This window comes from Paenibacillus sp. sgz302190, from assembly GCF_059820445.1.
Map to the genome: position 1 here is coordinate 36,319 of NZ_JBZYAO010000040.1, position 20,728 is coordinate 57,046.

At 49.8% G+C, this 20,728-nt stretch carries 14 protein-coding genes and 1 pseudogene; 3 read left to right on the forward strand and 12 right to left on the reverse strand.

The genetic code is table 11. The features are described 5' to 3' along the window. Positions 1-9: 9 nt before the first annotated feature. Together AC6RNO_RS30150 and AC6RNO_RS30155 are read right to left on the reverse strand one after the other, a co-directional pair. Positions 10-3,195, reverse strand: a complete 3,186-nt coding sequence (locus AC6RNO_RS30150; RefSeq protein ID WP_497107769.1) for an SNF2 helicase associated domain-containing protein — start codon at positions 3,193-3,195, stop codon at positions 10-12. Positions 3,196-3,314: 119 nt separating this feature from the next. Further along, positions 3,315-3,932 (reverse strand): hypothetical protein, encoded by a 618-nt coding sequence (locus AC6RNO_RS30155; protein WP_497107770.1) that lies wholly within the window; start codon positions 3,930-3,932, stop codon positions 3,315-3,317. 529 nt (positions 3,933-4,461) lie between these two features. Here AC6RNO_RS30155 and AC6RNO_RS30160 point away from each other — a divergent pair. Continuing rightward, complete coding sequence (locus AC6RNO_RS30160) at positions 4,462-5,850, forward strand: MFS transporter (protein WP_497107771.1); 1,389 nt, start codon at positions 4,462-4,464, stop codon at positions 5,848-5,850. Positions 5,851-5,905: 55 nt separating this feature from the next. On the opposite strand, the gene AC6RNO_RS30165 is transcribed toward AC6RNO_RS30160, so the two are convergent. From AC6RNO_RS30165 to AC6RNO_RS30210, 10 genes and pseudogenes are all read right to left on the reverse strand, one after another. Continuing rightward, on the reverse strand, positions 5,906-6,628 hold the full coding sequence (locus tag AC6RNO_RS30165) for an alpha/beta hydrolase fold domain-containing protein (protein WP_497107772.1): 723 nt from the start codon (positions 6,626-6,628) through the stop codon (positions 5,906-5,908). A 144-nt stretch (positions 6,629-6,772) separates the two neighbouring features. Further along, positions 6,773-7,033: a metal-sensitive transcriptional regulator gene (locus AC6RNO_RS30170; RefSeq protein WP_474679952.1), complete on the reverse strand. Its 261-nt coding sequence runs from the start codon at positions 7,031-7,033 to the stop codon at positions 6,773-6,775. An 87-nt stretch (positions 7,034-7,120) separates the two neighbouring features. Further along, complete coding sequence (locus AC6RNO_RS30175; RefSeq protein ID WP_497107788.1) at positions 7,121-7,603, reverse strand: DsrE/DsrF/DrsH-like family protein; 483 nt, start codon at positions 7,601-7,603, stop codon at positions 7,121-7,123. Positions 7,604-7,631: 28 nt separating this feature from the next. After that, on the reverse strand, positions 7,632-7,853 hold the full coding sequence (locus AC6RNO_RS30180; RefSeq protein WP_488435361.1) for a sulfurtransferase TusA family protein: 222 nt from the start codon (positions 7,851-7,853) through the stop codon (positions 7,632-7,634). A 27-nt stretch (positions 7,854-7,880) separates the two neighbouring features. Next, positions 7,881-8,447, reverse strand: a pseudogene (locus AC6RNO_RS30185) (sulfurtransferase TusA family protein); the annotation flags it as partial. Positions 8,448-8,463: 16 nt separating this feature from the next. Then, a complete protein-coding gene (locus AC6RNO_RS30190; RefSeq protein ID WP_497107789.1) occupies positions 8,464-9,597 on the reverse strand; it encodes a rhodanese-like domain-containing protein in 1,134 nt (377 codons plus the stop codon). Positions 9,598-10,036: 439 nt separating this feature from the next. Beyond that, the gene (locus AC6RNO_RS30195) at positions 10,037-10,795 is read right to left on the reverse strand and encodes an SIR2 family NAD-dependent protein deacylase (protein ID WP_497107773.1); all 759 of its coding nucleotides are present in this window, start codon (positions 10,793-10,795) and stop codon (positions 10,037-10,039) included. A 492-nt stretch (positions 10,796-11,287) separates the two neighbouring features. Continuing rightward, positions 11,288-11,860: a TetR family transcriptional regulator gene (locus AC6RNO_RS30200; RefSeq protein ID WP_497107774.1), complete on the reverse strand. Its 573-nt coding sequence runs from the start codon at positions 11,858-11,860 to the stop codon at positions 11,288-11,290. A gap of 67 nt (positions 11,861-11,927) precedes the next feature. Continuing rightward, positions 11,928-12,320, reverse strand: a complete 393-nt coding sequence (locus AC6RNO_RS30205) for a MerR family transcriptional regulator (protein WP_474679944.1) — start codon at positions 12,318-12,320, stop codon at positions 11,928-11,930. 184 nt (positions 12,321-12,504) lie between these two features. Continuing rightward, positions 12,505-13,545: an alcohol dehydrogenase catalytic domain-containing protein gene (locus AC6RNO_RS30210; protein WP_497107775.1), complete on the reverse strand. Its 1,041-nt coding sequence runs from the start codon at positions 13,543-13,545 to the stop codon at positions 12,505-12,507. A gap of 572 nt (positions 13,546-14,117) precedes the next feature. Here AC6RNO_RS30210 and AC6RNO_RS30215 point away from each other — a divergent pair. Together AC6RNO_RS30215 and AC6RNO_RS30220 are read left to right on the forward strand one after the other, a co-directional pair. Beyond that, positions 14,118-14,591 carry a hypothetical protein gene (locus AC6RNO_RS30215; RefSeq protein WP_474679942.1) on the forward strand — a complete coding sequence of 158 codons (474 nt, stop codon included), beginning with the start codon at positions 14,118-14,120 and terminating at the stop codon, positions 14,589-14,591. Positions 14,592-14,974: 383 nt separating this feature from the next. Next, on the forward strand, positions 14,975-20,704 hold the full coding sequence (locus tag AC6RNO_RS30220) for an invasin domain 3-containing protein (RefSeq protein ID WP_497107776.1): 5,730 nt from the start codon (positions 14,975-14,977) through the stop codon (positions 20,702-20,704). Positions 20,705-20,728: the final 24 nt, after the last annotated feature.

The window sequence follows — 20,728 nt, forward strand, 5'->3', positions numbered from 1 at the left end:
CCTTGAACACTAAATCATCAAAAGCTCGCGAATTTCGTCTTCCGACAAGGCGGACAAACCTTCTTGCCCGGGCTTAATCACTTCATCAATCAAGTTCTGCTTCTTCTGCTGGAGCGCGTACATCTTTTCTTCCACCGTGTCCTGGGTGACGAGGCGGATCACTTGGACTACGCTTTTTTGCCCGATCCGGTGCGCCCGGTCCGCCGCCTGCTGTTCCACCGCCGGATTCCACCATAGATCGTACAGGATGACGGTGTCCGCTCCGGCCAAGTTCAGCCCGGTCCCCCCGGCCTTCAAGGATAAAAGAAACAAATCCCGCTCGCCTGCGTTAAATTTGCCGCACAACTCAACACGTTCCGCGGCGGGGGTCTGCCCGTCCAGGTAAAAATACGGCACACCCCGACGCGAAAGCTCGCGGCCGATAAGACCCAGCATCTCGGTGAACTGCGAGAAAACGAGCATCCGCTTCCCCATGCTTCGGAACTCTTCGATCAGCTCCATCAGCTGATTGAACTTGGCCGAACCTCCCGCGTAGTCCTGCACGAACAAGGCCGGATGACAGCACAGCTGGCGCAGCCGGGTTAAACCGGCCAATATTTTGATCCGGTTTTTGTTAAAGCCGTCCGTGCTCAAATGCATCAACGTCTCCTGCTGCAATTTAGCCAAATAGGCCGCGTACAGCTTCTTCTGCTCAGGCAGCAGCCGGGAAGCTTGCAGCGATTCGATCTTTTGCGGCAGCTCCTTCAGTACGTCGGTCTTCAGCCGGCGCAGCAAAAAGGGACGCACTCTTTTCGCTATAGCTTCCCTGGTCAATTCGCCGAAAGACCTTCTGTCCGGAAATAGCCCGGGCATGACGACATCGCAAATCGACCAAAGCTCCTCCAGCGAATTCTCGAGCGGAGTTCCCGTGAGGGCGAAGCGGTGCCGGGCTTTCAACATTTTGACCGCCTGCGCCGTTTGCGTAGTATGGTTCTTGAAAGCCTGAGCCTCGTCCAGGATGAGCGTATGGAAGGAAACACCGGCGTAATGCGCAATGTCTCTCCGCAGCAGCGGATACGAGGTGATGACCGCGTCTACCCGGGATACGCCATTCAGCGTACCGCCCCGGCTTTCTTTGCTGCCATCGGCAATGACGGCGCGAATTTCGGGTGCGAATCGCTTGAGCTCGTTATGCCAGTTATACATTAGCGAAGCAGGCGCTACGATCAGCGCCGGCATTCCTTCGTTCCGGATTACAGGCAGCTCAGCGGCCACAAAAGCGATGCTTTGGACCGTCTTGCCCAGACCCATCTCATCCGCCAAAATACCGCCGAACCGATAGTGGGCAAGCGTCTTCAGCCATTGATAACCGTACTTCTGATAATCCCGAAGCGTACGGACGAGCCCGTCGGGAACCGGAAAATCCAGATAGTCCGGATTCCGCATATTTTCCAGGAGGCGGCGGAGCGGTTTGCCTAATTGTACGGCATTTCCCGTTTGAAAGGCGTCCACAAAATGGAGTCCGCGAACGGCCGGAAGACGAAATTGGGCCCCTTTTTCATCCATTCGGTGTAGACCTATATCGTTGATTAGGCGAATCATTTCTTGAAACTCGGCGCTTTCCAGCGGCATTAACGAACCGTTAGGCAGACGATGGTATTTGCGCCTTTCTTCAAGCGATTTAATGAGATTGCGAATCTCCGATTGCGGAATTCCGTCGATATCGAACTGCAGCTCCAACCAGTCGGTTCGTTCATCTACGTCGACTTTGACTTTCGGAGGGACATCGCCGGGGTGAAGTCTGACTTTCACCGCTGATGTTGCATAGATGTGGACCAGCTTTTCCAGCTGTGGAACGATATGATACAGAAAATGGTATTCCGCTTCTTCATCAGCCAAAAAATACCCGCCTTCGGTCTGAATGAAAGAACTGCGCTCGATAAGCTCCAGAATGCGCCGCTCCCGGTCTCCGTCCCGCAAAAGCAAGCGCCCCTCGCCGCGGCTGCGGCCGCCCGTTTCCAACGGATTGATAATCACATCGCCATATTGAAACTCCAGGCCCGCAAGCAGCCGATCCTTCAGCCTGTCCAGGAACAGCTTGGCTTTCAGCGGCGTTTGCTCCATCCGGTCCGAAACGGCTTGTGCGATGGTAACCCTTCCCAGCTTCATCAAGCCGGGAATTACTTTTTCCAAATAAGCTTCCGCTTGCTCCGGCATGATGTGCAGTTGGTGTTTGCGGGCCTCTCCGAATATTTGCTTTAATTCCATTAAACGCTTGAGCTGATCTGCCGCTAGTTGAAACAGCTTTCCTTCCGCAACGGCAACTCCGTATGATTCCATAACTGTAATTGCATCCAAACCTTCCACGTCCAGTTGATAACTTTCTGCCGGGCCTGGAGTGCGGTCGAATGCAAAAACGAGCGGAACCGGTTCGTCCGTTACACAAATTCCGTGATAAGTGTTTTCGTTGTGGCCGAGTTTTGCCGATGGAGCTTGAGCAAGCAATGAAAGAAGCTCTTCCCATGAGGCCGGCGGAATCGCAAGCATCCGGTCGGCATCCCGGCTTCCGGGCCCATTGTAAAAAGGGGCGCTGTCCCCGATTCGGATTAACATATGAATGACCGCATCATCGGCCGCCTGAAAACTGTGGAGCTCCGGATCGTAAGTGAAATGCCTGGAGACGGCGCAGCACCCCCTTCTTTGGATCTGATGCAGAAATTCCCTCACATGCCGTACGGCATACAACCTTTTAGTCCCGACCTTCATCTCGATGCCGAACATGTGCTTCCGATCCTTGTACAAAAAAGGTTTGCAAATAAACTCGACCTCCAGAACTTTCCTGGAATCGAAAAGCGAACGGGCCCCCGTCGGACGGAGCGGTTTGTCGCTAAATAGCTCCAGCATTTTGTCCGCCAATTCCATTTGTTCCAGCGGCCTATGCTCAGAATCGCCTATGCTGAGCAGAACGGCGGCGATATGCTCGCAGTATTGGTCGTCAGGATGAAATACGGGACAGGAACATGTGGCAACCGGCTCCTCCCGCGAGCAATCGACGGAAACCTGAATGTTTCCTTCGACCGCCGCTTTGAAGAGCGATGCTTCGGGCTCCGCCGTCGTAAACGTTACTTTGCCGGCTTGGCAGAGAGCCGTGCCGGCTTCATAAGAGAATCGGCCGCACAGCCGTCTGATCACCTGATCGTTTAATTGAAAGCTCATCGTTTCAATCCTGCCTTTTTGATTCACATGAGATGTCCCGGTAGGGTTCTTTTCTACATGTTAGCATAAATAAGCAGCGCCCGCCGCTTGTCCTATTCCCCGCGCGATTAAGACTTCATCTAGCCGGCAAACAATGGTATGTTTGGAAACTGTTCGTGCCATTCTCTCTTCAAAGCTGCCAGGATCGCTGTTTTTTCTTCATGCGTTATCCCATAATTGGTGAAATCGGATCGACTCCAAAACGGATAATTCATGAAAAGATATTTCCACTGCTCTTTAATTTCCCGATTTAGAATACCAAGTTTATGCATATCTCTCCAAATCGTGAATTGCTCCATAGGGTCTTTAGCTTCAAAATTCAATCCTTCCGAAGCTAACCCCTCATAGTCCCGACCATAAAATACATCAACTAATTTGATTTGACCGATGATGTTGTGATTGAATTCATCCATCTCTTCGGCAGGGATCCATAATTCGTTATGCTGACTGCTTCCGACCACTTGCTCTTCAAATCGATCAATATAGGGACTGGCAACATCAAATTCGGTTACAAAGCCGACATATCCCGAAAATTTGTCTTTTGTATTCCATTCCCGTGCGATTTGATCCGCATAGGGCTTATTGAGCACAGGATAAAAAATGGGCTGCTCCGGCAGTCTTGGCGGGAACCCCCTCAAATCCAAGTCCAGAATCAACTTCATCTCCAAAAGTCCAACGGGTCGATACAGTGTCTTCATACTTTTACTTCCTCTCCGTCTAGGGCAACATTTAGAGAAAAGATCACGAAAAACGCTTGAAAAAATCAATGCACAAAAGCCTAACAAACCATGCTACGACTGGGTTTCCGGTCGAGAAAACATTCTAGATACAACTGAGGAATCCCTGCTTTGTTGCCGCGGTGAATGAAAAGGACCGGAACAATGCCTTGAGAAACGACTTTGCAGGAATTAGTGTATAATTGTGGAACTTTTACATCAAAAGATTTTATAGCCGGGGCGATGATATGAGCGATGTGAAACGATTTATTCAAGAAGCAAGGACGCTTGGCGATTGTGAAGTTTACCCAGCCTCCGGCTTACCGAAAGTACGGGCATCACATGTTTTACCACGAGAACTGATTATATAGTATAATTTACTGGACTACTCGAATTGGGAGGCGTTACGATGAGGTACAACTTGCAGAAAAGGGCACAAAAAATAGGGGAATTCGCATCATTGGCCCTATAAACTGCGTGATTCCCCTTGAAAGATTAAGGGGCTATCCAATTGAAAAAGTTATTCAAGGCGGCCGGCGATTCCAAATCGATCGTTTGGCTTAGTTTTATTGCGTTTTTCAGCGTTCTCAATGAGACCATATTTAATGTGTCGTTGCCGGATATCGCTGCCCAGTTTGACATCGCGCCTTCGTCTGCGAATTGGGTAAACACCAGTTTTATCCTTACGTTCGCAATAGGTACTGCACTGTATGGAAAGCTGTCCGATTTGTATGGTGTGAAGAAACTGCTCCTGTTCGGTCTGTGGATCTACGGTGCGGGCTCCTTGATCGGAATTTTATTTCATTCGTGGTATCCGGGCGTCTTGACGGCCCGATTGATACAAGGGGCAGGAATATCTGCGGTTCCGGCATTGATCGTGGTCATCATTACCCGGTATATCGATACGAAACACCAAGGAAAAGCTTTTGGCATGATAGGTTCGATGGTAGCCTGCGGCGAAGGAATCGGCCCTGTGATTGGCGGGCTCGTAACCGAATATCTCCATTGGTTCATGTTGTTCCTTCTGCCGATGATGACGCTTCTCACGATTCCTTTTTTCATGCGAACGATGCCTGACGAAACTGCAAAAAAAGGAAAGACCGATATCATCGGTGCCTCTTTGTTAAGTGTCGGGATTGTAGCTTTTACGCTGTTCACAACCGTATACCAATGGGGATTTCTAGCCGTTTCTTTGCTGTTGCTCATCGCGTTTGGCTTGCGTATTCGATATGCGGAGCAACCTTTTATAAAACCTTATTTGTTTGAAAAGCGCACGTTTATTGTCGGTGTGCTCACGGGAAGCTTGCTGTTAGGCACAGTCGCCGGTTATGTATCCATGGTTCCATATATGATGAAAGAAGTTTATCAACTGCCGACAAGTTTTATCGGAGTCGGCGTCCTGTTTCCCGGGACAGTCAGTGTGGTACTATTCGGATTTGTCGGCGGGGTGTTGGTCGATAAGTTAGGGACAGTTTTCACCATGTTGGTCGGCTTATTCATGATCGGCGCAAGTTTTCTGAGCGTTTCATTGTTCCCGGATCGAACGCCATGGCTTGTTTCCGTCGCCATGGTTCTGACATTCGGCGGACTTTCGTTTGTGAAAACCGTCGTATCCGCCAGCGTTGCGGGAGCCTTGGATTCCGAGGAATCCGGTTCGGGCATGGGCTTTTTGAACTTTGCCTGCTTCCTGGGCGAAGGGATTGGCGTGGCCGCTGTCGGAGGCTTGCTGACAAAATCTTGGCTCGCCTTCCCTCTCCTTCCGACTGTGACCGTTGCTGCCGCATTTCATTATAGCAACTTGATGCTTATCTTTATTGCAGCTCTGGTTGTGGGAGCGATCGGCTTCCTTTATGCATACGGCCAGTCACAAAAATCATCCGAAATGACGTCCGCAAGGTAGTTTGAATCGAATAACGTCCCGACCTTTCCCACGAAAGGCGGGACGTTATTGTTCTCTAATTTGAAAAACCTTGCTTTTCCAGCCACCGCTGACAACGCTGCGTCCAATATTTGGCGCTGGGGTGATCTGCTGCGAGCCCTAAACCGTGACTTCCACCCTCAAAAACGTGCATTTCGCACGGCACCCCATGTTCTTTAAGAACAGAGGCAAAACGCAAATTGTGCTTGACCGGTACCTTACTATCATTTTCAGTTATCCATAGGAATGCCGGAGGTGTTTTCGAAGTGACGTGCTTTTCGTTCGATAAGAGCATCACCGCATAGCAAAGAATCATCAGATCGGGCTTCGAGCTTTCTCTCTCAACGGGATCATCGGCATCGGGCGTACCGGCATCGTAGCGGGTCCCGACCATAGCGGCCAAATGGCCGCCTGCGGAAAAACCCATGATGCCTATTCGCGTTGGATCAATGTTCCATTCTTGCGCTTTGTTACGAAGAAGCCGGATGGCCCGTTGCGCGTCCAACAGAGGGCATGGATAGTCATAAGGAGCCACGCGATAATGAAGGACGACGGCCGAAAAACCAATCTCATTCAGCCATTTCGCAATGTTCATCCCTTCTTTGGGCTCTGCCAGATATTTATTGCCACCGCCAGGACACACGATGATGCAGGAGCTTGGTCTATCGCTTTTCAACAAGTATGCAGTCATTGACGGGCAATCTGCGGGTTTATTACTTCTCGCCAGCGGCGCGCCATTGGGCCACAAAAGGATAGACATGGAATCACCTCCGTCATTAATTTACCTCATTTGTATGTATAGAGCACATGGTGTTATTACACTAAATTGTTGTCCAGTCCAAGTCATAAGCCTAAACCTAAAAATGACGCCCCGATTCCCGGGACGTCATCTTTGCCTTCAATATTAACGGCTTTTGACCAATAAATCGACCGCTTGTCTGACCATTTTGCTTGTATCTCTTCCGGCTTCCTTTTCCTCGCGAATGCAGTTCTCCAAATTAACCGCAACAATGTAGGCAATCGCTTTATCCGCAGCACTTCTGACAGCAGAGATTTGACTGACCACATCCTTGCAATCTTGCTCTTCTTCCATCATTTTTAAAACTCCGCGAATTTGCCCTTCCACGCGTTTTAGCCTTTTTTTTACATCGTCATCATATTTCATAGCAACCCTTCCTTCCAACATACCTGTATAGGTATATTATTACCGATGTAACTTCGGAAAACAATATAGAGGAAGCGCAAGGAGAGACTAAATAAACAGATTCACTCTTGCATCCGAGGCGTCACCCAAATAGGCGGCAACGCCTGCGTAGTGTATGCCGTCCATCAACTCTTCCGCTTGCAGGCCAAGCAAGTCCATCGTCATCGTACAGGCTACCAGCTTGATGCCTTGTTCTTGAGCCAGTTCAATTAATTGCGGCAGCGTCAGCGCATTGTGTTTTTTCAAGACGTGCTTGATCATTTGGGGGCCTATTCCGCCGAAATTCATTTTGGACAATCCGAGTTTATCGGCGCCGCGAGGCATCATTTTTGCAAGCATGTTCTCCAGCCAGCCCTTCTTGACTTGAACGGCTTCATCTTTGCGAAGTGCGTTAAGACCCCAAAACGTGAAGAAAATCGTAACCTCATGATCATATGCCGCGGCGCCGTTAGCTATAATAAACGCAGCGATCGCTTTGTCGAGTTCCCCGCTGAAAAGAACAATCGTCGTTTTTTCCTTTGCCGAATCCATTTCGTTCACCCACGCCCCTGTATCGTTATCATTTTTTCACTATAAACGTAAATACTCCGTTCTCTTCTTTTGCTTCAATCAGCTCGTGTTTGGTTTGCCGAACCCATGCCTGAAAATCTTTCATCGAACCTTTATCGGTCGTCTGAAGTTCCATGATTTGTCCGGGTTCCAACGCGGCCATTCCCTTTTTAGCTTTTACGATCGGCATCGGACATGCAAGACCTTTAGCATCGACAATTAAATGCGCCATTTCTGTTCCTCCTGCAAAATGATTGTTTTTTTCCACTTCGTGTTCCCATTGAGACATGCCGGGCAAAATATTGATAACACTTCTGAACCCGTTTTCCGCAAGCTTCCGGCAGGCCCTATCGCTTCGGTTTCCGGTGCGGCATACCAAGTAATACGTTTTGTCCGGGTCCAGCCGGGTCATTGTTTCTTCCAGATCTCCCAGAGGGATCGAAATTGCGCCGGGGATATGCCCGGAATCATATTCGGAAGCCTCCCGCACATCAAGGATAATCGGCTGTTCTCCAGCCATTAACTTGGATTGAACCTCCGAATTCGTCGCCGTATGCGGATGGTTGATTTCTTCATGCGTCTCGGATACGCCGGCCTTGCGAATGTAGTGATGAATGACGCCATTCTCTTCATTTAGCCCAAGATAGTGATGTCCTGTACGAGCGGCCCACCCCCGAAGATCGGCAATAGAGCCTTTATCGGTAGCCCGAATCTCCAGCACTTCTCCGGGATTCAGTTCCTCAATCGTTTTCTTGGTTTGAACTACCGGAAGCGGACAAGCAAGTCCAACACACACTAAAATGCGGTCTGCATGCCAACTAGTCATCGGTTAACCTCCTTTTTTAATCTTGGATTGCGCATCGGTTCGGGCCGATTTCCATTTCCCGTTGTTCTTCCGGCGAGGGCGCAATTTTCCCCATATTGGCAAGTCTTATCTGCACATAAGAATTAGGTTGCGGAGGAAGATTTTCGGTTACAGCCCGCCTAAATGCTGATTCGTTTGCTATTTTCAATCCATCGTTATCTTGATATAAGTCACCTAACCGCGCCGAAACTTTGCCGCCCTCACCCAATTCCGAAACACGGCCAAAATGAGCCGGAAGCACGATCAAATGTTCGGGCAATTGTTTATACCGCTCATATAATGTTTTTCTGAGGTCTGCTACCCAGTCTTCCGCTTTGCCAGCCAAATCGGGACGCCCAATCGATCGAACAAATAAAATATCGCCGGAAAGCAAATACTGATTATCGACGATCAAGGATGTACTGCCAATGGTATGGCCCGGCGAATATACGGGTTGAATGTGGATTTCCGTATTTCCTACTGTGAGAACATTTCCTTCTTCAAGCTTCATATAATCGAACACAACTTCATCTGCATCTTTAGGCGGCAGCCAATAGGAAGCTCCTGATTGTTCGGCCAGCTGCAGACCGCCGGAAATATGATCCGCATGAAGATGAGTATCGATCGTATATTTAATGCTTGCATGACGAGCCTTGGCAAAATCTTCAAACACGCCGGTCATCCGGACGGCATCAATGACGGCTGCTTCACCGTTTGAAATGACCATATAAGAAAGGCAGCCTTTACCGATCCGGACAAATTGATAAATTTCGCCTCCGTTCTTCAGATCGCCTACTTTTACAGGTTCCAGGTGCTCGCTCCATGACTTCATTCCGCCTTTTAAATAGGACACATTGTTCTGCCCATGATCCACCAGCTGTTCCGCCACAAATATGGAAGAACCTTCTTTCGCACACACGACCACAATCTCACGATCGTCCGGAAGCCGGGGAATAACAGCATCGACACCGTCCAAAAGATCAAAATAAGGAACGTTGATCGAATCAATTTCATTCCCTTGGATTTTCCAGTCGTTATAGTCCGCTTCATTCCGCACATCCAGAATAAAAATCGGTACGTTGTTTATCGTTTTTTTAGCAAGTTCCGATGCCTGCATAGCCTTCAAATGAATATTTCCCATGAATAATCCCTCCATGAATCAAGTTATGATCCGGATTTCACTAGGTCCGCCCATATACCCCATAGGGTATTAAAAACCACAAAAAAAATTCCTGCCTGAAACAGGGGCTCACCTCCCTCGATTACATATACCCGTATAGGTATATAGATAATATAATAAAAGTTCTCTGCTTCGTCAACCCTTGCTATTAAATAATCATGCCTATAAACAGAAAAAGCAGACCAAAACTGTCTCCAGTTTGGGTCTGCTTTTTGCCGGTGCTCTATGATTATGGCAACACCGTAATGAAAATGCCGGCGGCGAAGGGACCGTATGCCGTTTGAATAGTGGCGGCAAGCCCTGGATTCACTGCTTGCAGGGCAATTTTATTGGGCCCAATTTCCCAGCGTTCCCGGCCTGGATAACTTCATCGTGAACCGCGCACGTTAGATTAATATTGTCCATGCCGAACGAACCTGTTGGGATTTACAAATTCAGCACGCTTGATCATTAAGGCCGATACAACCTCTTGCATGTCTTCGGTGAATGCCACGGCGCTTTCTTCATTTTCCTCAAAGCTCCCCGGATGATCTTGTTTCAATCGGATTAGGTTCTCACGCTCAATACCCAACTCCATATAGACCCTCTTCTTTCCTACGGAATCCAGTACGAAGTCTTTGTACAGCGCTTCTAATTCATCCCACTTCTCATCGTGTACACAGTATCGGTTGATTCTTGGAACCATCTCGCCGCCACAGCCAGGACATGTGGGAACGAGCTCGGATGGTATTTTACAATCAACTGTCGTCTCAATCATGTCCTTTACCAGTCCTTCATTAGGATACAGCTTGTCATGGCAGCCTTTTGCACATTGCAGGTAGCCGCAATTGCCCTGGAGCTCGAATACTTTGTATAGCGAAAATCCCGCCTTCTCAAACCGGCTTTCGACATTGGTTGTAATGACGAAATATTTTTTGTTTTCAACCAACCGATATAAATCCTTGTAAAGCTTGGTAGGGCCTGTTTCATAACGATTGAGGCTGATATGTTTGGCCCAGTACGCCCATCTTTCCTCCTGTGTACGAAACGCGTAAAAAGCCGACGAATACATGTCGGCAGATAAGCCTGCCCCACCGCCTAACAACATATATTCAGCCTCTTCTATCGCCTTTTTTGCCTTGTCTATGCGCGTCTGATAATTTCCCTCCACTCCTGTTCCTCCCAATTATGGATTTAAACTATCGTACACTCTGGAGTTAACTCCAAGTCAATACAAATCAACACGACTGGCCGTTCATTTCTTTTTTTCGGCAACGGGCCCTGTGCCGGCTCCGAGCTCTGCAGCGTGATGCACCACATCCCAAGGGATGGAGGAAACCATCTTTTTCGCCAATGCCTTTGAGCTCGGAATAACGCTCCCTATTTGTTTAGGAAAACGGAGGAACTTAAATAGAAATAAACACTTTTGACAGGTTGAAGCCATCGCAGTCATTTGAAACCTCTTCCCCCTTATTTTCAGGTCCTCCAAAAGCATGCAGGCGAACGATTTTTGTCATTTGAGGTACTCCTTTCAGTTGTTTCAAAGATTGCGTTTGGGTTCAGAACATAGTCACCTCCTTTCGTAATATCCATTCTCCAGAGAGGATAACATAATTTTAATCGAACGTTCGTTTATTTACGATCAAAATAAAGAGGGACACACTTATGCTTTAATGGCATCCCAACACATTTGAACCAAGTCCTTCACATTCTTATCTGTAAATTCAAAATCGCCCTTGAAATGCAATTTAGCCAGTTCTGATAACGGATTTTGAATATATACGAACAACAAACTATCATTGCAATCTTTAAACAGCAGTTGCTCCCTGCCTTTCTCAACTAGCTTATAAAACGGCTTGGACATCAAATCGACGTCTTCCAGATTCAAATTCTCAACAAGCGGTGAATTGCTAAATTGTTCAAGGAATAAAAAATCATCTTTATGTTCAAAAATAAACGTGATGTAGTTTCTAAACACTAACTCAAGTCCGGCTTTGACGGGCATGGATTCATCTATTCCCGCAAACATTGTCGAACTCATTTTTTGTCTCACATTCAAAAACAGCTTGCCCAGCATGTCCTCCTTGTTCTCGAAATACACATAAATGGTCGATGGCGACACGTTCGCTCGCTTGGCGATCTTGGACATGGATATATCGGAAAAGCCTATCTCGTTCAGCAGTTGAATCGTCGCTTGAAAGATCGCTTCGTTTTTGTTTTCGTCTTTATGTCTCATGAGTCTATAATAAACGTTTATTCGATTAAAAGTCAACTAGCTCATAGAGCAGCTATCGATTGCCGTTTTATTCCTGCGGTCTTTTTAGATTTTTTTCTGTTTCGCCTATGGTCTCTTCATATCTTGAAATTTTGTAGTCCAGACGTTCCAATGTTTTCTTCATAATTTCCATTCTTTCAGCGAGCTGCTTACGCTCCTCGATCAACAGCTCTTTCCTTGTCTCAGCGGTCTCATCGCCTTGTTGAAACAGCCCGACATATTCAATCAATACTTCAATGGAAAGACCTGCACCTCGCATACATTTGACGAATTCGACCCACCTGCAATCTTCTTCCGAATAATCTCTGATTCCGCTTTTATTGCGGTTCACACGAGGAATCAGTCCGATCCGTTCATAATAGCGGAGCGTATCCTGCGAAAGATCAAATTTTTCACTTACTTGTGCAATTGTCACCGCCATGCGGTTTCACCTCCTGATATCAGATATTATTGCATTTGGAGCTAACTCCAAGTCAAGAGGAAAAAGCACCTTTTTTAAATTGCGTGAAACTTAATTTCAGGAAATAAAAGATGGGCTAACCAAATAACTGGCCAACCCACCTCTCATCAAAGCCGCTTCAAGATGATAAAAGCATCTTTACAAGTTACAGGGTAGAGATGTCAATGACGAATCGGTAACGCACATCGCTGCGGAGAACACGCTCATAAGCTTCGTCTACCTGGTCAGCGCGGATTACCTCAATTTTAGGGGCAATGCCATGTTGAGCGGAGAAATCGAGCATTTCTTGCGTTTCCCGGATTCCGCCAACGAGTGAACCGGCAATGCTGCGACGACGCATGATTAAGGAAAATACATGGTATTTATCCGGTTGGCTTGGTGCGCCAACATTTACAAGCGTTCCGTCTACACGAAGCAGGGATAAATACGCATCAACATCAAGATTTGCAGACACGGTATTTAAAATAAGGTCAAAACGACCGGCTAACTCGCTAAATGTAGCGGGATCGCTGGTTGCAAAGTAATGATCCGCACCAAAACCGAGAGCTTCGTCTTTCTTGTTCAAAGACTGACTCAAGACCGTTACTTCCGCACCCAGAGCATGCGCATATTGCACCGCCAGGTGGCCAAGCCCGCCCATTCCTACAATGGCAACTTTCTTGCCCGGACCGGCGTTCCATTGTTTCAAAGGAGAGTACGTGGTGATGCCGGCACACAAAAGCGGGCTTGCAACATCCAAATCCAGTGCGTCCGGAATGCGGACAACGAAATCTTCCTTTACAACGATTTTCTTGCTGTAGCCGCCATATGTTGGATTGCCGTCATAATCCAATGAATTATATGTGTTGATTACACCTTTTGTACAAAATTGCTCCTCGCCGCGAAGACAATATTCACATTCTCCGCAGGAATCAACAAAGCAGCCAACGCCAACGCGATCGCCAACGGCAAATTTCGTAACTTTCGGTCCGACAGCCGTCACGACACCTGCAATTTCGTGACCGGGAACCATCGGGAACATGCCGCCCCCCCATTCATCGAATGCACTATGAATATCGGAATGGCAAATACCACTAAACTTAATATCGATTAAGACGTCATCCGGTCGTAATTCTCTCCGCTCAATAGTAGTCCTTTCAAATGGCGCTTTAGCATTTGAGACACTTAGAACATGGGTTCTGCACATGATTTCTCTACTCCTTCTCTCTTGGAAAATGTGAGGCCGCTGACCTATTCAGCCACCTGCAATTTAATGAACAAATGAAATTAAATGTCATTTATCAAATCCTCTCTCCGGTTATATAGAAAAGCTTACACTCTGGAGTTAACTCCAAGTCAATACCCTTCTGCTTGATATGCAGCTTGGGACTTCCACCGTAAAGATGACACCAAAAAAGCATCATCATTACCTGATGATGCTTTCTCACGCAAAAGGCAAATGTAAGCGATGCATAATTGATTTCCGCAAAAAATAACACCGGCGAACTCAATTTCTTTAAACAGCAGTGAAATTTTGCATTGCATACAGATCATAATCTGATTTATAATTTAAAAACAGCCAATATTTAACAAAGGACGACAATTAAGCCAATAATTTGACACATTCTAACAACAAATACTGTCGAAAATTACCAACTTTTGTCCTATTATTATTTCATATCATTCTTGAATTCGTTTTTAATCCGGCAATTGTGATCCCACCAAAATGGCTAAGCTGTTTTGGATACATACATACCCAAATGGCAAAGGAGAGAAAGTATGAAAAAAATCACTCATCTATTTTTAGCACTGACTGCAATCCTATTGTTGGTTCTTCCAGGTATGGCAAGTGCCAGTACAACAACGGCTCCGCAATGGTTGAATAGCGCTATTGCCTCCAAAGTCAATTTGGAGACTCAATATTACGTGTTTGGCCAAAATGAAACGGGAACAAAATACAGCCTTCTTATTGTCGATAAACAAACATTTGACACCTCTGCTGCAAAAGACGGCAAACAAGTATTTCGTCATGACGGTCAAGTTCTCTACTCTGACCACTCTCCGAACATTCCCGCAATCGTTTATCAATATGATGCTTCGGGAAATCTTGTAAAAACTTATGCTACTTACAAAATTGGCAGCCAATTCGGAATCAACGGCGGTGGCGGTTTAAACTTGCCAAACTTGATTCAAAGCAATAAAGACATCCTCAATTACAACACAGATGATATCACTCTTGCCGCCACTAACTAATTAACATTTTTCAAAAAAACTGGGCTTGGGATCACCCAGTTTTTTTGTTGCGGTTTTCGTCGTGTTCTTCAAGTTCATCACTTAGCCGCCATCCGTGCGATTCACCGCATAGCCCAAAGCTTTTCTCTCAGATTGCACCCTCTATCTTGACAGAAGTCCAACTACATTTTCGTAGATCTGGACGCGGTACAATATAGAGGGGAGCGGGTGTGTTGCGGAGCGAAAAAATATGCCGGAAAACTTTTGGAGGAACGCAGATGCTTGATTTTGTCGAATAATGGCAGCGGTAAGCGCGAGGTGTTTCCGAGAATAACCGGGGGCTTGGCTGAGGGTAATTGAAATGCAAAAGTCTGTAACATCGAGGGCAAGAACGGAGGATATGGATGAAAGGCTCGAATCAAAATAAGCGATGGATTCTTGTATTCGTGCTTATTTTAGGAGTGGCTCCCGGCGGGAATGGATTTGCTGCGGATTCGCCTGTTTTAGATCAAGAGCAGGCAAATAAGGCAGGAAATGTATGGGTAGTAAATCGCGATTCCCCCCGTCATCAAACTTTTACCCCGGCTATTACGGGCGAGCTCAATAAGATCGATCTATGGATAGATAATATTTCCGGATCGCCCGGCGCAATAAAGGTGAGTATTTATAAGAACGATAATCTCGCGACACCGCTTGCTACAGCACAATTGACGTCGTACAGTGCAGGCTGGATAACGGTCGATTTCTCAGGAGCACCGCCTTATTTGAAGAAAGCTACGTTGTATAGAATGGTTGTTTCCTCGGAAAATGGAGGAAGCACTACGGGTTTTGAATGGTACGGCAGTACTGGCGATCCTTATAAACGAGGATACTCCTTTGTTGCGGGATATGACCTTGCCTTCAGGACCTACATGATTCCGGATTATTCGTTATCCTTGGAGGAGAGTAAGGTTTACAGCGCGCAGTCCAGTCTCGCAGCCAATGGGACAAGTAAGACGACAGTTACCGTGAGGTTGAAGGATGCGCAGGGCAACGATTGGAAGACCGGGGGGCTGCCTGTCACCATCACTTCGACGGCGGGGACGGTTGGCCCCGTAACGGACAACAATAACGGTACCTACACGGCGACGATCACTGCTTCGGCCACGGTCGGTACGGCGACGATCACCGCAACGGTCGGCGGTAGTGCGGTACCGTCGACAGCGAAGGTACAGTTCTTGGCGGGCCCGCCGTCGGCGGCGAACAGCTCAGTTGAAGCGGGCAGCACTTCGCTTACCGCTGACGGGACAAGTCAGACGGCGGTGACCGTCAAGCTGAAGGACGCTCAGGGACGAGCCATGACGACCGGAGGGTCGGCGGTCGCCATCACTCCGACGTTAGGTACGCTTGGCCCTGTGACGGACAATAGAAATGGCACCTATACGGCGACGCTCACGGCTCCGACGACGATAGGTACGGCGACGATTAGCGCAACGGTCGGCGGTAGTGCGATAGCGTCGACGGCCAGCGTTCAGTTCGTGCCGGGCGCGCCGTCGGCAGCGAACAGCACTGTCGATGCGGGCAGCGCTTCGCTTACCGCTGACGGGACAAGCCAGACGACGGTGACCGTCAAGTTGAAGGACGCTCAGGGACATGCTTTGTCGACCGGAGGGTCGGCGGTCGTCATCAATTCGACGCTAGGCACGTTAAGCGCCGTGTCGGATAACGCCGACGGCACTTATACGGCAACGCTCACGGCTCCGACGACGATAGGTACGGCGACGATCAGCGCATCGGTCGACGGCAGCATGATTGCATCGACGGCCAGCGTTCAGTTCGTGCCGGGCGCGCCGTCGGCGGCGAACAGCACTGTCGATGCGGGCAGCGCTTCGCTTAACGCCGACGGGACAAGCCAGACGACGGTGACCGTCAAGCTGAAGGACGCTCAGGGACATGCTTTGTCGACCGGAGGGTCGGCGGTCGTCATCAACTCGACGCTAGGCACGTTAAGCGCCGTGTCGGATAACGCCGACGGCACTTATACGGCAACGCTCACGGCTCCGACGACGATAGGTACGGCGACGATCAGCGCATCGGTCGACGGCAGCATGATTGCATCGACGGCCAGCGTTCAGTTCGTGCCGGGCGCGCCGTCGGCGGCGAACAGCACTGTCGATGCGGGCAGCGCTTCGCTTAACGCCGACGGGACAAGCCAGACGACGGTGACCGTCAAGCTGAGGGACGCTCAGGGGCATGCTTTGTCGACCGGAGGGTCGGCGGTCGTCATCAACTCGACACTTGGCACGCTAAGCGCCGTGTCGGATAATGCTGACGGCTCCTACACAGCGACGCTCACGGCTCCGACGACGATAGGTACGGCGACGATCAGCGCATCGGTCGACGGCAGCGCGATTGCATCGACGGCTAGCGTTCAGTTCGTGCCGGGCGCGCCGTCGGCGGCGAACAGCACTGTCGATGCGGGCAATGCTTCGCTTACCGCTGACGGGACAAGCCAGACGACGGTGACCGTCAAGCTGAAGGACGCGCAGGGACATGCTTTGACGACCGGAGGGTCGGCGGTCGTCATCAACTCGACACTTGGCACGCTAAGCGCCGTGTCGGATAACGCCGACGGCTCCTATACGGCGACGCTCACGGCTCCGACGACGATAGGTACGGCGACGCTCACCGCATCGGTCGGCGGCAGCGCGATTGCATCGACGGCCAGCGTTCAGTTCGTGCCGGGCGCGCCGTCGGCGGCGAACAGCACTGTCGATGCGGGCAGCGCTTCGCTTACCGCTGACGGGACAAGCCAGACGACGGTGACCGTCAAGTTGAAGGACGCTCAGGGGCATGCTTTGACAACCGGAGGGTCGGCGGTCGTCATCAACTCGACACTTGGTACGCTAAGCGCCGTGTCAGATAACGCCGACGGCACTTATACGGCGACGCTCACGGCTCCGACGACGATAGGTTCGGCGACGATCAGCGCATTGGTCGACGGCAGTGCGATTGCATCGACGGCCAGCGTTCAGTTCATGTCGGGCGCGCCGTCGGCAGCGGACAGCACTGTCGATGCGGGCAGCGCTTCGCTTACCGCTGACGGGACAAGCCAGACGACGGTGACCGTCAAGCTGAAGGACGCTCAGGGACATGCTTTGTCGACCGGAGGGTCGGCGGTCGTCATCAACTCGACACTTGGCACGCTGAGCTCCGTGTCGGATAACGCCGACGGCTCCTATACGGCGACGCTCACGGCTCCGACGACGATAGGTTCGGCGACGCTCAGCGCAACGGTCGACGGCAGTGCGATTGCATCGACGGCGAGCGTTCAGTTCTTGCCGGGCGCACCGTCGGCGGCGAACAGCAGTGTCGATGCGGGCAGCGCTTCGCTTACCGCCGACGGGACAAGCCAGACGACGGTGACCGTCAAGCTGAAGGACGCTCAGGGACATGCTTTGTCGACCGGAGGGTCGGCGGTCGTCATCAACTCGACGCTAGGCACGCTAAGCGCCGTGTCGGATAACGCCGACGGCTCCTATACGGCGACGCTCACGGCTCCGACGACGATAGGTTCGGCGACGATCAGCGCAACGGTCGACGGCAGCGCGATTGCATCGACGGCCAGCGTTCAGTTCGTGCCGGGCGCGCCGTCGGCGGCGAACAGCACTGTCGATGCGGACAGCGCTTCGCTTGCCGCTGACGGGACAAGCCAGACGGTGGTGACCGTCAAGTTGAAGGACGCGCAGGGACACGCTTTGTCGACCGGAGGGTCGGCGGTCGTCATCAACTCGACGTTAGGCACGTTAAGCGCCGTGTCGGATAACGCCGACGGCTCCTACACGGCGACTCTCACGGCTCCGACGACAGTCGGCAACGCGACGATCAGCGCATCGGTCGGCGGCAGTGCGATACCAGCGACGGCCAGCGTTCAGTTCATGGAGAGAGACATGAGCGCATCTCACTCAACGCTCACCGCAAGCGATCTGGTCGTTCGGGCAGATGGCAAAAGCACCGCTTCGATCTTTGTAACGCTCAAGGACGCAGACGGCCATCCGCTAGCCGACAAACGAGTGAGTCTTCAAGCGAAAAACGGACGGTCGATCATCCAGGCAGTTTACGGAGTAACCAATGCGGATGGCATAGCTGCCTACACGGTGAGCAATACTGTAGCGGAGAACGTTGTTTATTTTGCAAAAGTAGAAGCAAGCGGACTATCGCTAGATCAAACCGTGGAGATTGTGTTTACTTACGATCAGCCTCCGGGTATCCGACTGCAAGAGGATCCTGCCGGCCCAACCTTTGGGAGTGTGACCATAACGGTTACTGCATCCGTATACGGTGAATTCAATAGCGTTTCGTCGGTCAAATGGGCGGCAGGAAGACGTTCGATCGCCGATTTCGATAAGATGGGTGTGGAAATCACGGACCGTTTTACCGTGCAAAAGAACGGGATTTATTCGGTCTATGTGGCAGATGCGGCCGGCAATGCGAACGTCAGCCTGATCGAGGTTACGAACATCGTTCCTTTGAGCGGCAATGCGAACTTGACCGGCTGGCAGCTTACAGGCTTGGGTGGGGCGGCGAAGTTTGATTTTAATCCGGGGATTACGAACTATACGGTGAATGTAAATCATTCGGTATTAGGTTTGAAAATGATGCTGACAACCTCGGATGTTTATTCCGCCGTCTATGTGAACGGATTGCAGGCAGCAAGCCATTCGATTACAAATGAATATCCGCTTGTAACGGGCCAAAACACGTTCGAGGTCATTGTCAAAGCTCAAGACGGTTCAACTAAAACGTATACCCTCAACGTGATTCGTTCAACCGAAAGCTCCAATTCCCTTCCCGGTTCCGGTTCCAATTCCGGTTCAACTAGTCCTTCAGGCGCTGCAAATCTTTCGAGCGATTCGTTTCCGGACAATTGGCTTCTGATAGCGATAAATGACAAAAAGGTTTCCGTGAAAGCCTCGGTTCAAATAGATGCGAATGGATTGAAATTCATCGATATTCTATTAGATACAGACATTCTAAACAGAGCGCTTGACCCGTTATCTGCCGCATTTCAAGCGAATCTATCGATTGCGGTTGAGGATGTGGCGGACAAAATAACTCTGCGGCTTCCCGGCAAAGCTGTCACGCTCATTGCTGAGAAAGCAACTGTCATTGCTTTAAAAACACAACACGGCCAATATCGCCTGCCGCTTTCTGAGATCGTAAACCGGGAATCGGATTGGACGAACGATACGGAAGCTCAAATAACGATCGAACGTGGCAATGACGAAGCGATACTTGGACTGCAGGATGCGGCAAATAAAGGCGGTTTCCGGTTGGCGGCGGGTCCGATTTATTTTAATGTGCATGTAACGCGTCATGGCGGGACAAAAGAGATTTCCAGCTTCAGCCGTTATGTGGAGAGGATCATTTACTTGCCGACGGATGTCGGAACGGTTTCAACGGCCATGGCTTGGGATCGGAAACCCGATGTGCGTCCGGTGCCGACGGAATTTACCAAAGTAGATGGTCGGCAGGCCGCCGTTATTCGCAGTTTCTCGAACAGCGCTTTTGTACTGGTATACAAACCGTCCCAATTAACAGACGTTCAAGGACACTGGGCCCAAGCTGAAATTGGCGATATGAATAGCAGAATGATCGTACATGGTGTAGATGGAACCCGATTCGCTCCTGAAACTGCTATCACTCGCGCAGAACTCGCTTCTTTGCTTGCAAGGGCGTTGGGTTTGCCGGAAAAAGGAGATTACGCCGTTTTCCGGGACGTAGCCAAGTCGAGCTGGTACAGCGGCGCTGTTGCAGCAGTTAAAGAATACGGAATTATGGATGGCTTCGAAGATGGAACGTTTGGTCCAAATCAGGAGGTATCGCGCCAAGAAGCGATCGTAACGTTCTTTCGAGCACTGCGACTGGCCAATGCCGCTTCGATAACTCCCGGTAAGCAAACGGATTTAACCGCCTACGCCGATAGCCATCAAATTGGCGACTGGGCGCGCGATGCGATGCGTACAGCTATTAAAGAGGGTCTGGTGAAGGGGTATGGACATGAGCTGCGTCCTCAAAAGTCATTGACTCGTGCCGAGACGACCGTGCTCCTTTACCGGGTGCTATTAAAAGCAAGATTAATCGAAAAAAAATGAAACAAAAGACGAGCCGGACGGCTC